Consider the following 15,377-nt stretch of genomic DNA (forward strand, 5'->3'; position numbering starts at 1 on the left):
TAAATTTTACAAAATTTTAATATTATTTTTTATAAATTTATAATAAAATATTTAAATTTACTAATTAACTTTAATATATATTTATTTAAGTTATAAAAACACAATTTTTTTTTAAATATATATAAATATATTTACATTTATAAAATGTTATATAAAAAAATAATAGAACAATATATGAAAAAAAAAAAAAGACAAAAAGTTATTGTAGCAATGTCAGGGGGAGTTGATTCATCTGTTTCTGCATGGATATTAAAAAAAAAATATAATGTAGAAGGGCTATTTATGAAAAATTGGGAAGAAGATGATAAAAAAAATTTTTGTGCATCAGAAAGAGATCTACAAGACGCAGAAAATGTATGTAAAATTATTAAAATACCATTTCATAAAATAAACTTTTCTATAGAATATTGGGATAAAGTTTTTTTAAAATTTTTACATGGTTTAAAAACAGGAATTACTCCTAATCCAGATATTTTATGTAACAAAGAAATAAAATTTAAAACATTTCTAAATTTTTCTATTCAACATTTAAAAGCAGATTTTATTGCTACCGGTCATTATGCAATGATAAAGTCTATAGATAATGTAAATTTTTTATTTAAAGGATTGGATAAAAAAAAAGATCAAAGTTATTTTTTATATAATTTACAACAGAAACATCTAAATAAAATTTTATTTCCTCTAGGTAACATACATAAAAAGAAAGTCAGATTAATTGCAAAAAGATTAGAAATTTCTGTAGCTAACAAAAAAAGCTCTACTGGAATATGTTTTATTGGTCCTAAAAAGTTACAAAATTTTTTAAAGAAATATATAAAAAATAAACGAGGTAAAATATTTACTATTTCAGGAATTCTTATAGGAAGACATAATGGAATACATAATTATACTTTAGGACAAAGAAAGAATATAGGAAATATAAAGTTTAAAAATTATTTATATAGTTCACCTTTTTATATAATTGAAAAAAACATAAAAAAAAATTATTTAACTGTTTCTAGAGGATTTAATAATCCTCATTTAATGTCTATAGGCATGTTAATAAATAATATTAACTTTTTAATAAATGTTAATACTAATCAATATTTCTTTTGTACACTTAAAGTTAGACATCAAGAAAAACATTTTGATTGTTTAATTAAGTTGAACGATAAAAATAATGCAAAAGTAATTTTTAAGAATCCAATTTCTTCTATTACTCCAGGGCAATCTGCTGTTTTTTATATTTTTAGAATATGTTTAGGCGGGGGAATAGTTTCACAAAATATTCCATTAATAAAATTAATTTAAAAAAAAATACTTTATAAAAATATTATATTAGTTTACAAAGATGCACTTAAATATTTTTATATAAAAAATGTAAGTGTTTGTATATATGAATATTATTTTTTATACATTAATATATATTATTAATTCATACTAAAAAGATTTATGTAAAATATTAAAATTTATAAAAAAAGTTTAACTAACATTGGAGTATTGTATATTAGTGTAATATATAAACACATTTTTTATTGTTGTAAAAATGTTATATAAAAAATTTATTAACTTTATTCTTCTAAAATGTTAGTCTTAATTTTATTTATATTTTTATTCATATATTTTATAAAAAAATGAAATACACTAATTTGCTGTTTAGAAAAAAGATTTTGATAATGGGAATTAGAAACAAATTCTCTATAGCGTATGGTATTGCTAAATCTATGATAAGTCATAGAGCAAAAGTTGCTTTAACTTATTTTGATTATAAAGACAAAAAATTTATAAAAAATTTTGCAGAAAAAAATAACTGTCAACCAGTATTACAATGTAATGTTGCTAGCGATAGTAGTATAAGGAAACTGTTTTATAAATTGTCAAAAAAATGGAAATATTTAGATGGGTTAGTTCATTCTATTGCTTTTGCTCCTTTAGATCAGTTTTCTAAAAATTATTTAGACATAGTAAATAGAAAAAGTTTTAATATCGCTCATGAAATTAGTTCTTATAGTTTTGTAGCTTTGTGTAAGGAATCTAAAAAAATGCTTAATAAAAATGCTTCTTTATTAACTGTTTCTTATTTAGGATCTGGTTTAGTAGTTCCTAATTATAATGTGATGGGCCCAGCTAAGGCGTCTTTAGAAGCGAATGTAAAATATATAGATTACTATTTTAAAAAAAAATATGTAAGAGCTAATGCACTTTCAATAAGTCCAGTAAAAACTACATCTTCATATGTGATAAAAAATTTTTATAAAATTTATAAAAATTCTAAAAAAAAAATATTTAATAAAAAAAGTGTAAATATTTTTCAAATAGGAAATGTAGCTTCTTTTTTATGCTCTGATCTTTCTATTGGAATATCAGGACAAATTATTCATGTAAGTAATGGCTTGAATAATATATTTTAAAATTTAAATTATATTTTTTATAAAATTTTTACATTTTAAATAGTATTAGTTATACAAATTTACAAAACTAAAATAATAATTTTTTTATAATTTTTAATAAACTATTATTAATTATGTACATAATATATCATGTTATGTAAAATATTTATGTTAAGAATATATTTTTAAAAACTTATTACAAACTTTATTCTATAATATATAAAATATTTTGTGCGAATAAGAAATTTGATAATCTTTTAGGAGAAATCATGCATTTAAAATCATTGAATATTTTTTTATACATAAGTTTTTTTTTTAACTTATTTGTTTTAATAAATCCTATAGGAATGATTCCGGTATTTATAAGTATGACAAATTGTCAAAATTCTGTAGAAAGAAAACAGACTAACTTTAAAGTTAATTTAACAGTGTTTTTTATACTATTATCTTCGTTATTGTTCGGATCAAAAATTTTAAATACATTTGGCATTTCAATACATTCATTTAAAATAGCAGGAGGAATATTAATTACAAGTACTGCTATATCTATGATAACTGGAAAACTATATAAAAAAAATAAAAAGTTTGGAAGAAACAAAAAAAGTAAAATAGTTTCTCGAGAAATTGGCGTAGTGCCATTAGCTACCCCATTAATAGCTGGACCTGGAGTAATTAGTTCTATTATTATATGGAGTACTCAACACAATAACATTTTTAGCATAATAATATGCTCATTTGTAATTGTAATTTTTTCATATATGTGCTGGATACTATTTAACTTATCTAATTTTTTTATAAAAATATTAGGTGAAGATGGAGTGAATATTACAACAAAAATTATGGGTTTATTATTAATGTCTATAGGAATAGAATTTTTAATTAACGAAATAAAATTTTTTATGTTAAAATGATAATTTAGGAAATATTTTAAAATTTATTTAATTATGAAAATAAAAAAAAAATTTTGTTTAAAGATTTAGGTATAAAAGATTGGAAGTATACATATACACTTATGAAAAATTTTGTACAGAAAAAACGTTTTCAAAACGAAATTTGGTTTACAGAACATTTACCAGTATTTATTTTAGGGAAAAAAAACAATAACAAAAAAATATATTATATTACTCAAAAAATTAATATATATAACTCTAATAGAGGTGGAGGAATAACATATCATGGACCAGGACAACAATTAGTGTATTTTTTAATTTATTTAAAAAAAATTAAAAAAATGTTTTATTTAATAAAATTAATAAAAAGATCTGTAATTTCAACTTTAAATTATTTTAATATAACTAGCTACTACATTCCACATAGACCAGGAATATATGTAAATAAAAAAAAAATTTGTTCAATAGGATTGTGTTTCAAAAATGGATATTCTATGCATGGGCTGTCTTTAAACGTAGATATGGATTTATTTCCCTTCAATTTAATTGTCCCATGTGAAAATTATGGCGTTAAAATGACAAACATAAAATTGTTTAACAAATTTATATTAATAGAAGATGTAAAAAAAATATTAAAAAAAAAAATCAACTTTTTTTATAATAAATTTTTTATTAATAATAATAGTTAAGTTATATAATTGTCTTATCTTTAATATTTTTAATTATTATATAGGTAAATTATATTTTATATGAAAAATGTATATTATAAAAATACAGCTATATTTTCTAAAGTATATAAAAATGTTTTAAAAAAACCAAACTGGATAATTACAAAGTTTCCTATAAATAATGTTGAAATAAAAAACATTAAACATGTATTAAAAAAAAATAATTTATATTCTGTATGCGAAGAAGCTTTATGTCCAAATATATATGAATGTTTTAATAACAAAACTGTAACTTTTATGATATTAGGTAATATCTGTACAAGAAAGTGTACTTTTTGTGCAGTATCAAAAGGAAGACCTAACAAAATTGATAAAAATGAACCTAGAAAAATAGCAAAAGTAGTAAAAGAAATAAGTTTAAAACATGTTGTTATAACTTCAGTAAATAGAGACGATTTAAAAGATGGCGGGGCTAAACATTTTTATGAATGTATTAAAGAAATTAAAAAAAATAATGTAAGAACTACTGTAGAAACTTTAGTTCCTGACTTTAAAAATTGTGTCGATAATGCTATAGATATAATCTCTATGTCACCTCCTAACATATTTAATCATAATATAGAAAGTGTGCCAAGACTATATAAATATGTTAGAAAAGGTGCTAATTATAAAAATTCATTAAATCTATTAAAAAAATTTAAGAAAAGAAACAAAAATGTATTAACAAAATCTGGACTAATGGTAGGTTTAGGAGAAAATTACAATGAGATAATAAATGTAATGCAAGATTTAAAAAAGCATAATGTAGATATGTTAACTATTGGACAATATTTACAGCCTAGTCAATATCATTTTCCTGTAAAAAAGTATATTACTATAAAAGAGTTTAAACATTTGAAGAAAATAGCCACTAAAATAGGATTTAAAAATGTATTTTGTGGCCCATTAGTTAGATCATCTTATCATTCAGATAAACAAATAAATGAAGTCAATATTAATACTACTAAGTAGAAACCATAAAAAAATAATTTTGAATAATTAAAAATAATACTAAATTATTTTAATTATTCAAAAATTTATTAGTAATATTTACAACATTTTTTTGTTTTTATTATGTAAACTAACAAAAGATTTTAATAAATTACATACCATATTATGTACTAAATATTTTTTGTAAAATTTTAAAAATATTTTAGTATTTATTTTTTTTTTATAAAATAATTTTGAAATGCTAACCTTTTTTTTTTATTCCTATCTATAGCAACGTATATTAAGTTAGCTTTAGATGCATATGTAATTAAACCTATAGGTTTAGTACTAACTTTTTTAGTCCATACTTGAATTTTTATATGCATAGAACTTACACCTATTTTATATAATTTTGCATATAAGCTTACAATTTCTCCTACAAAAATAGGTTGTAGAAATGTTATATGTTTTACTCTAACAGTCATAACATTACCCTTAGATATTTCTTTGGCTAATATTGCACCTCCCAAATCTATTTGTGACATAATCCACCCGCCAAAAATACTTCCATTAGCATTTATATTTTTTGGCATAGCTAAAGTTCTTATAACTAATTTTCCTTTAGATAATTTTTTATTAACACACATAATAATATTTACTCAAAGAAATAATTTTTTATAAAAGTATTAAAAAAACACAAAACACGAATAATATATAAATACTTTAATTTAAACTAATTTTAAAATCTTTTTTTTATAAATTATTATTTAAAACCTTTTATATTAAAAGCGTTATTTTTATAGTAATTTTATTAAAAAAATATTACTAAAATAGTGTTAATATAATTAATAAATTAAAATTTAAATTTTTAACAAAAACTTTATAAAATAATTTTATGAAATTCTATAGTTCATACTAAATTTATTTTTTTTTTAAAAATAATAATACTATTTAAATAAACATTAAATATAAAGAATTTTAATATTTTTTTTAAAAATTATTAAAACTTTTTAATAGCATTAAACAAAGAATAAAATTTGAATAAGTAAACTATTAACATACACAAAAAAAAATTAGAAATAATATAGTATAAAAATAAAAAAAAATTTTCTGATCTAATACTGAATATATAACCAATCATTAATAATACAAATTTAGAACATAACCACATTATTATCGGAAAAGACAATTCTTTATATTTTGACAAACAAATTAAAAAACTTTTTTTTAGAGAAAACAATATTCCTTTCCTTTCTATAATTAAGATTATAGGAGATATAGAAAAAAAAATAGAAAAAATTATTGCTGGAAATATTAACAATACTAAACCTGCCTGAATAATTAAGTTTATAAAAAAAATTAATAAAAATAAATTAGGAAATATAGAAAAAAACATTTTATAAATTTTATATAAACTTTCTTTTTTTTCACACACTTTAAAATATATTATCATCATTATACTTTCTATAATAAAAGTTAAATTAATTATAAAAAATATGTTTCTTAAAAAAGAAAATTGTAGAATTGTTTTTTGCTGTGAGAAAGTCATTAAATCAAATATATTTACTAAAGAATACATATTTCTGTCTTGTCTTAAAATTGTAAAATAAATTTTTTGTATTGTAGGAATAATATAATAATCAGATACAATTATTGTAAAAGAAAAAAAAATTGATACTAAACACAGTTTTATCCAATTTTTTTTTACAAAGTTTAATGTCTCTATAAACAAATCAGTTTCTTTTATAAACATTATTTTATCACCATAAAAATTTTTTATAAAATATAATTTATAAATAAAAATATATACTAACAAAAAAGTTTTTTAGAATTTTAAACACTATATTTTTATAATATTTTATAATTCTTTCTAGTAGAATTTTTGAATTTTACTATCAAATTATTAATTTTTTTAATTATTTTGTTTTCATTGTTTAAATATTTTTCTATTTGTTTAACTATAATAGAACCGCATACTATACCATCTATTTTTAGTTTTAATATTTTTTTTATTTGTTTAGAAGAATGTATACCAAAACCTTGCACTAAAGGTATTGAAGAAAATTTTTTTATTTTATTACATATCCCTTTTATATTAAAACTATTATTATTATCTATACCAGTAACTCCTGGTCTAGAAAGTAAGTATATATAACTTTTAGAAATTTCAACTATTTTTTTTAAGAATTTATCGTTTATGTCTGGAGGACAAATAAATATTTGTGAAACATCGTTTTTTTTCGAGCTTTTGTAAAAAGGTGTACATTCTTCTATAGGTAAATCAACTATTAATATCGAATCTAATCCACACAAATAACATTTTTTATAAAAATTATTAATTCCATTAGCAAACACTAAATTTGAATATGTTAATAATCCAATAGGAATATTTGGATATTTTTTTCTTATATATTTTATCATATTAAAACACTTTAAAACTGTAACTTTCGAACTAATTGCTCTTAAATTTGCATTTTGTATAATAGGACCATCAGCTAAAGGATCAGAAAAAGGTATACCTACTTCAATAGCGTCTGCACCGTTTTCAATTATATTACATATAATGTTTAATGAAATATCAAAATTTGGATCACCTAATACTACAAATGGTATTAGACATCCTTCACTGTGCATTTTTAATTTTCTAAAAATTTTTAAATATCTATCTTTCATAAAGTTTCCGTTTAACTTTTTATAAAATTTTTCACAGACAAAACATCCTTATCTCCTCTTCCAGATAAGTTTACTATGATAGTCTGTTTTATTGTTGGGTCTTTTTTTATTATTTTTATAGCATATGCAAGCGCGTGAGAAGACTCTAAGGCTGGTATTATACCCTCTTTTTTACAAATTATTTTAAATGCACTTATAGCTTCATGATCTTGTATAGTTACGTATTTTACTCTTTTTATATAATTTAACCAAGTATGTTCAGGACCAACTGAAGGAAAATCTAGTCCAGCAGATATAGAATGCGATTCTTTAATTTGGCCTTCATAATTTTGAAGAATTTTTGATTTCATTCCAAAATATATTCCTAATTTTCCATATTTTAACGATGCACTATTATGATCTTTAATATTTTTATTTCCTCCAGCTTCTACACCTATTAATTTTATATTGTTTTTACTTAAAAATTTTGAAAATATTCCTATTGCGTTAGATCCACCTCCTACACATGCTATTATTATTTCTGGATATTTGTCTTCTAATTTCAAAATTTGCTTTTCTGCTTCTAAACTTATAATACTTTGAAATCTATGCACTATACTAGGATATGGATGAGGTCCAGCTGAAGTACCTACCATATAATGAGTATCATGATAACTATGTGACCAAGCCCGAATGGCTTCATTACAAGCACTTTTTAAAGTTTTCGATCCAGAAACTACAGGTATAATCTTCGCACCTAATAATTTCATTTTCAATACATTAGTATATTGTCTTTCTATATCTTTAGAACCCATGTATATACTGCATTTTAAATTAAATAATGCAGATATCATCGCTGTAGATACTCCATGTTGCCCAGCTCCAGTTTCTGCTATTATCTTTTTCTTTTTCATTTTTTTTGCTAATAAAGCTTGTCCAATTACTTGATTAATTTTGTGAGCTCCACTATGCAATAAATCTTCTCTTTTTAAATATAATTTCGTGTTTGTACCTTTTGTAAGATTATTACATAAAGTTAATGGGGTAGGTCTACCTGCATAATTATTTAACAAATAATTCATATCTTTTTTAAAGGTTTTATTATCATGATATTTTACAAAATATTTTTCTAACTGTAACAAAGCTGGAACTAATATTTGAGGAACATACATTCCACCAAATTTTCCAAAGTATGAATTTAATATAGTCATTTTATTTATAAACTTTTTTTAATTGTATAATTTTTTATTTTTGAGAAAAAATATTTTATCTTTTTTTTATCTTTTATTCTTATTTTTTTTTCTAACCCTGATCCTATGTCTAAACCATAGCAATTCATATCCAATGCACTTGTACAATTTTTTATATTAATACCTCCAGATAAAAATATTTTCTTTAAATTTAAATGTTTTAACATAGACCAATTAAAAGATTTTCCACTTCCTGGAACAATATTATCTAATAAAACATGATCTACATTTTTAAAATAAATATTATTAATTTTTGACTTTACTCCTATAGCCTTCCATATGCTAATGTTTTTAGGTAAGCTTTTTCTTAATTTGTATATATATTTTTCATTTTCATTTCCATGTAGTTGTATAGCATTTAAATTTAATTTTTCAGATATATATTTTATTTTATTAATACTCTCGTCTTGAAAAACACCTACATATTTTAATGAACTCAAACACATAATTTTTTCTGCTTCTTCTAATTTTACTACTCTTAAAGAAGAATTAGAAAAAATAATACCACAATACGTTGCCCCATAATTTGAAATATTTATTATATCTTCTTTTCTGGTTATGCCACATATTTTGTTATTTCCAAAAATTATTTTTTTTACATTTATATTAATGTTTTTGCTAGACATTATTGCAGATCCTATTAAAAAACCATGTACATATTTTTTTAAATTATTAACAGTGTTGTTATTTAATATTCCAGATTCACTAATTATAATTTTATTTTTAGGAATTAATGTAGACAATTTTTTAGTTATATTAATGTCTATTGACATATTTTGTAAATTTCTATTATTTATACCAAATATTTCAGCGCCTAAATATTTAGCTCTGTTTAACTCATATTCATTACTAACTTCAGTTAATATTTCTAATTTTAAAAGTTTGGCTATTTTTGAAAATCTTATATATTCAGAATCTTTTAGAATAGATAAAATTAATAAAATTGCATCTGCTCCTAAAAATCTAGACAAATATATTTGATATTCGTCTATAAAAAAATCTTTGCATAATATTGGTAATTTTGTATGTTCTCTAACATATTTTAAATATTTAACATTTCCTTTAAAATATTTGTCTTCTGTAATAACTGATATTGCAGTAGCATATTTATTGTAACATTTTACTATTTCTAAAATATTAAAACACTTTCTAAATGTACCAAAAGTTGGTGAAGCTTTTTTAATTTCTAATATGAAAGATTTGCTTTTTGTGTTTATAGATTTTTTTAAACTAAGTTTAGTCTCTTTAATTAAATTCTTAAACTTTTCTAATGGTCGATCTGTTTTATTTCTTTCTATCCAAGATTTTTTATAATATAAAATTCTTTCTAAAATCGATTTATTCATTAGCATTTCCTAGTAGACATTTTTTTTATAAATTTGAAAATTTCACCTTTTTTTATAATGTCTAATGCATAATAAGCATTATCTTTTATATTTTCTAAACCGAAAGTTTTTAAAAGAATAGCTACATTTGCTGATATAGTTTCTTCATAAACTTTTTCTCCATGTCCTTGCATAAGTTTTTTTACAAAATTGTTATCTTTTAAGAAAAGTTTTTTATAATAAGTTTTAAAACCAAAATCCTCAGGAAATAATTGATATTTAACTATCTTATTATTATTTAATTCATTTACATAAGTCGGCCCGTATAAAGTTACCTCATCAAAATTTTGACTATGTATTACAAATACTCTTTTATATTTTAAAATTTTACAAACTTTAGCTATAATTGGCACTAAATGCAAACTATATACTCCTATAACAGATAATTTAGGTCTAGCAGGATTTAACAAAGGTCCTATTAAATTAAAAATCGTTCTTATTCTCAATTTTTTACGTATGTCTTGTATATGAGCAAAACTTTTATAATATAAAGGAGCGAGTAAAAAACATATATTAAAATTATCTAAATTGTTTATAGACTTTTTATGAGATATATTTACATTAATTTTATTATTTTTTAAAAAATTAGCAGATCCTGATTTTCCAGTAACGTTATAATTACAATGCTTAACAACTTTAAAACCAGCAATAGCTGCTACTATTGCGCTTATTGTAGAAACATTAATATCATTTTGATAATCTCCTCCTGTTCCAGTAATATCTGAAAATAAACATTCTGGTTGTTCAAATTTTTTTTTTATTTTTAAAAAACTTTTTACAGCTCCTAATATTTCATATAACGTTTCTTTTTTTAAATTCATTAAAACTATGGCTGCAACAATTTCTACATAATTTATATTTTTATTACATATTTTATCAAACAATTTACAACTTTCTGTAAGATTTAAATTTCGTAATTTGTATAATTTTTTAAATATCTTTTTCATATAATGATTACTTAGTAAAATATTTTTATTTTATTTTAAAATATTCACAAACTCTGTATATATATTAACAAAATTTATACATATAACTTTAAAAAAAAAGTTATACAAACATTTTTTTTAGTAAAATAATATTACATATTAAAAATTATATAAACTTTATTTTATGTTTATAAATGTTATAAAAAAAATAAAATTTTAACATAATATATATTACTATAAAATATATCAATATATACCTTAATAAAAATACAGTAAAATTTATTATATAATATATGGTATTAAGTTATCTTAACATTGTTAATATTATTTTTTTAATATATCTTGTATATATATTTGAAATAAACGTTAAAATGTATATATTAAAAATTAGAATCACTAATTTAATATTATAAGGTAAATTATCTTTTTTCTTTGAAAAATATTTTTATTAAATATTACAATATTAACTGTTTATTAAAGAAACAATTTTTTTTATAAATATATTATTTCCTATTATTGAAATATTGAACTTTTCAAAATTATTTCTTTTGCTAAATATTACATCTGTTAATCCTCCTGATTCTTTTACATGTAATTCCCCTGAAAGAAAGTTTAATACATTTTCTTTTTCTATTATTAAACAATCTAATCTTCCGGATGCTACATACACAAAATCTAGAACACTAGATCCTGTTATTCTGATATTAATATTTTTATTAAACAGTTTCTTAATAATTTTTATATATTTTTGTTTTGCACTTTCATTTTTAGTAGGAACATTTATTGCTATAGTAATACCATTATCTGTTAAATTATTATTACACCTCATTCTATATCCATTTAACTTAGCTCCTTCACCTTTTACAGCAGTAAATAGTTCATTTCTTAATGGGTCATATATTACAGACATAAATATATTTTTTTTTATAAAATATGATATCAAAATGCAAAAATGTGGAAATTTACTACTAAAATTTTTATATCCATTTAAAGAATTTATGAACCAAAACATTTTTTCTTTACTAAAATTATGGTCATTATTTTTGTTAGTAAAATAAATATGATTTGGATAATATTTAAATATTTCTTTAATTATTATACTTTCTGTTTTTTTTATAACTTCTTCAAAAAATAAAAAATTTTTAATATTTTTTTCTAAAAAAAAATAAGAATCATAATATTTTATAACAAAATTACCTGCTTTTCTAACTGCTGAAATAGCAATATTTACTATGGGATTCATAACTATTATTACCAATATAGTATAAATGTTTAAAAATTATTTTAATAAAAATTAAAATTTTATTTTTTAATAAAAATAAAAATTTATACATTGAAATAAAATATTGAAAAAAACTAATTTTCTAAATATTTTGTTTACTGTTAAATTTTTATAAAAATTTATATATTTTTATTAAATATACAATTTATATATAAAAATTATATTTGGAAACATATATAATATTTTACATAAACTAAAATAATAACATGAATAAATTTTATTATTTTTTTTAAAACATTTATAACAGAATAAAATTTTAATTATTAGTATAACTATAAAAAGCCATGAAAAAAAATATAAAATCCATTAAAGGAATGAATGACTATATAGATAAAAAATTACACTTATATAACTACGTAATAGAAATATGTAAAAATATATTAAATAAATATTGTTATAAAGAAATTAAGACTCCAATAATAGAACAAACCGATTTGTTTAAGATTTCTATAGGAAACAATACAGATATCATAGATCAAGAAATGTATTCATTTTATGATAAAGGAGGAAAACATCTTACATTGAGGCCAGAAGGTACTTCAGGATGTATAAGATCTGTGATAGAACATAATTTATTATATAAAGATAAAATACAAAAATTATGGTATTTTGGTCCTATGTATAGGCACGAAAATACACAAAAAGGAAGATATAGAGAGTTTCACCAGTTTGGTGTTGAATCAATAGGTACAAATAGTATATATATAGAATTAGAAATAATTTTAATAACAATTAAAATATGGAATGTTTTAGGAGTATCAAGACATTTAAAACTAGAAATTAATTCTATAGGATCAATAAAAGAAAGAGAAATTTATAAAAATAAATTAAATACTTTTTTAGACAGTAAACACAACTATATAAAAAAATATTATAAAAAAAACTATAAAAAAAATCCATTAAGATTATTTGAAAGCAAAAATAGTAATATAAAAAAAGTTCTTAAATTAGCACCATTATTACATAAAAATTTAAGTAAAAAAACATTATTAAGATTTAAACATTTATGTAATGTTTTAAAAAAGTTTAAAATAAAATATTATATAAACAAAAATTTGGTACGAGGTCTAAGTTATTATAACGACACAGTTTTTGAGTGGAAAAATTTAAGCTTAAATAAAAAAAATACAGTTTGTGCAGGAGGTAGATATGATAAATTAGCATATATATTAAATGGAAAAAAAATACCTTCATTTGGTTTTGCTATAGGTATAGAAAGATTAATAATATTAATAAATAACTTAAAAAAGAATAAAACAAAAAAAACGACTATAGACATAGAAATAATATTTTTAGATAATGAAACTATTTTGGAATCAATTAGCATTTCTGAAAAAATTAGAAAAAAATTTCCTACTTTAAAAATTTTTATAAATTTTTCTAATGAAAGAACCAAGAAAAAGTTAAAGAAATCTTATGAAAATAAAGTTAAAATGGTTTTGTTTATAGGAAAACAAGAAATAGAATATAAATGTTATTCTATAAAAAATTTAAAAAACAAAGAACAAAAACAATGTACTTATAAAGAACTAATAAAAGAAATTTCAAAATTGTTTTTCTAACATTGCATATTTTGCATTAACACAGTTATTTTATTAATTTATTTTTAAAATGTGATGAGATAAAAAATGTTTACAATAAATAACAAAATAGAAAGTGATAAAGAAATATTTAGTTTATTAGAAAAAGAAAGAAAAAGACAAGAAAATCAAATTACTCTAATAGCTTCAGAAAACTATGTAAGTAATGCTGTACTATCTGCACAAGGATCTATTTTAACAAATAAATATGCAGAAGGAATTGTAAAAAATAGATATTATGCAGGGTGCAAATATATAGATAAAATTGAACAAATTGCAATCAATAGAGCAAAAAAATTATTTAATGTAAATTATGTAAATGTACAACCACATTCAGGATCTCAAGCTAATTTCGCTGCATATTCATCAATTTTAAAATATGGTGATACGGTGCTAGGAATGAAGCTATCACATGGAGGGCATTTAACACATGGCTCTAAGGTAAACTTTTCTGGTAAATTATATAATTTTATACCATATGAAACAAATGATATAGGAAAAATAGATTATATAGAAATAGAAAAGATTGCTAAAAAATATAATCCTAAAATGATAGTAGGAGGATTTTCTTCTTTTTCAGGAACCTGCAATTGGAAAAAAATGCGAGAAATATCTGATGCAGTGGGAGCATATCTTTTAGTAGATATTTCTCATATTGCCGGATTAATAATAGCTGGTTTGTACAATAATCCTATACCATATGCACATATAATAACCAGTACAACACATAAAACATTAGCTGGGCCAAGAGGCGGGATAATAATGTCTAACTTAAAAAATAAAAGAATATTAAAAAAAATAGATTCTTCTGTATTTCCTGGATGCCAAGGAGGCCCTTTAATGCATGTAATTTTGGCCAAAGCAATAGCTTTTAAAGAGGCTTTAACTAGCAGATTTAAAAACTACCAAAAACAAATTATAAATAATATTAATGCTATGATAAAAGTTTTTAAAAAAAAGAATATGAAAATAGTCTTTAAAAAGACTTATAATCATTTGCTTTTATTAGATCTAAGACAAGAAAATTCTACTGGTTCAGAAATTGAAAATTATTTATCAAAAGTAAATATAATTGTAAATAAAAATAGTATACCTGGAGAAAAGACAAAACATAATATTACATCAGGTATAAGAATAGGAACTCCAGCTATCACTAGAAGAGGATGTAAAGAAAAAGAATCAATAAAAATATCTAATTGGATTATAAAAATAATTAAAAATAAAAAAAATAAAGAAATAAGAAATTATGTGAAATATAAAATAAAAAATTTATGTGCTAAATATCCTATATATAAAAATTAATAATATATAAAGATTGTGTTGTCTTTATTATTTGCGATAACACAATCTATTTTTTAAATAATTTTATATAAAATTTTTTACATAATATTATTATGTCTTATTAT

At 20.5% G+C, this 15,377-nt stretch carries 14 protein-coding genes; 7 read left to right on the forward strand and 7 right to left on the reverse strand.

What is annotated here, in order from left to right:
• Positions 1–144 precede the first annotated feature (144 nt).
• The 5 genes from mnmA (at position 145) to lipA (ending at position 4,938) form a co-directional block, all read left to right on the forward strand.
• Complete coding sequence (gene mnmA / locus RJI84_RS00915; protein WP_343189249.1) at positions 145–1,290, forward strand: tRNA 2-thiouridine(34) synthase MnmA; 1,146 nt, start codon at positions 145–147, stop codon at positions 1,288–1,290.
• A gap of 323 nt (positions 1,291–1,613) precedes the next feature.
• Positions 1,614–2,390, forward strand: coding sequence for an enoyl-ACP reductase FabI (locus tag RJI84_RS00920; protein ID WP_343189250.1), 777 nt, complete (start codon positions 1,614–1,616; stop codon positions 2,388–2,390).
• A 248-nt stretch (positions 2,391–2,638) separates the two neighbouring features.
• Positions 2,639–3,280 (forward strand): YchE family NAAT transporter, encoded by a 642-nt coding sequence (locus tag RJI84_RS00925; protein WP_343189251.1) that lies wholly within the window; start codon positions 2,639–2,641, stop codon positions 3,278–3,280.
• A gap of 53 nt (positions 3,281–3,333) precedes the next feature.
• Complete coding sequence (lipB, locus tag RJI84_RS00930) at positions 3,334–3,948, forward strand: lipoyl(octanoyl) transferase LipB (protein ID WP_343189252.1); 615 nt, start codon at positions 3,334–3,336, stop codon at positions 3,946–3,948.
• A gap of 60 nt (positions 3,949–4,008) precedes the next feature.
• A complete protein-coding gene (lipA, locus tag RJI84_RS00935; RefSeq protein ID WP_343189253.1) occupies positions 4,009–4,938 on the forward strand; it encodes a lipoyl synthase in 930 nt (309 codons plus the stop codon).
• Positions 4,939–5,126: 188 nt separating this feature from the next.
• Here lipA and yciA read toward each other — a convergent pair whose 3' ends face one another.
• The 7 genes from yciA to RJI84_RS00970 form a co-directional block, all read right to left on the reverse strand.
• A complete protein-coding gene (gene yciA, locus RJI84_RS00940) occupies positions 5,127–5,543 on the reverse strand; it encodes an acyl-CoA thioester hydrolase YciA (protein ID WP_343189254.1) in 417 nt (138 codons plus the stop codon).
• 353 nt (positions 5,544–5,896) lie between these two features.
• Positions 5,897–6,649, reverse strand: coding sequence for a YciC family protein (locus tag RJI84_RS00945; protein WP_343189255.1), 753 nt, complete (start codon positions 6,647–6,649; stop codon positions 5,897–5,899).
• A gap of 95 nt (positions 6,650–6,744) precedes the next feature.
• A complete protein-coding gene (trpA, locus tag RJI84_RS00950; RefSeq protein WP_343189256.1) occupies positions 6,745–7,569 on the reverse strand; it encodes a tryptophan synthase subunit alpha in 825 nt (274 codons plus the stop codon).
• Between the two features lie 11 nt (positions 7,570–7,580).
• Positions 7,581–8,759 (reverse strand): tryptophan synthase subunit beta, encoded by a 1,179-nt coding sequence (gene trpB, locus RJI84_RS00955; RefSeq protein ID WP_343189257.1) that lies wholly within the window; start codon positions 8,757–8,759, stop codon positions 7,581–7,583.
• A gap of 5 nt (positions 8,760–8,764) precedes the next feature.
• Entirely contained in the window at positions 8,765–10,144 is a 1,380-nt protein-coding gene (gene trpCF, locus RJI84_RS00960; protein WP_343189258.1) for a bifunctional indole-3-glycerol-phosphate synthase TrpC/phosphoribosylanthranilate isomerase TrpF, read from the reverse strand.
• Entirely contained in the window at positions 10,144–11,130 is a 987-nt protein-coding gene (gene trpD, locus RJI84_RS00965) for an anthranilate phosphoribosyltransferase (RefSeq protein ID WP_343188902.1), read from the reverse strand. Before trpD ends, trpCF begins: the two co-directional genes overlap by 1 nt.
• 442 nt (positions 11,131–11,572) lie before the next feature.
• A complete protein-coding gene (locus tag RJI84_RS00970) occupies positions 11,573–12,352 on the reverse strand; it encodes an inositol monophosphatase family protein (RefSeq protein ID WP_343188903.1) in 780 nt (259 codons plus the stop codon).
• 323 nt (positions 12,353–12,675) lie between these two features.
• Here RJI84_RS00970 and hisS point away from each other — a divergent pair, with 323 nt between their 5' ends.
• Both hisS and glyA read left to right on the forward strand, forming a co-directional pair.
• Positions 12,676–13,953, forward strand: a complete 1,278-nt coding sequence (gene hisS, locus RJI84_RS00975) for a histidine--tRNA ligase (protein ID WP_343188904.1) — start codon at positions 12,676–12,678, stop codon at positions 13,951–13,953.
• A gap of 66 nt (positions 13,954–14,019) precedes the next feature.
• A complete protein-coding gene (gene glyA, locus RJI84_RS00980) occupies positions 14,020–15,273 on the forward strand; it encodes a serine hydroxymethyltransferase (protein WP_343188905.1) in 1,254 nt (417 codons plus the stop codon).
• Positions 15,274–15,377 lie beyond the last annotated feature (104 nt).

It is taken from the genome of Buchnera aphidicola (Chaitoregma tattakana), assembly GCF_039370165.1.
Lineage (GTDB): Bacteria > Pseudomonadota > Gammaproteobacteria > Enterobacterales > Enterobacteriaceae > Buchnera_G > Buchnera_G aphidicola_F.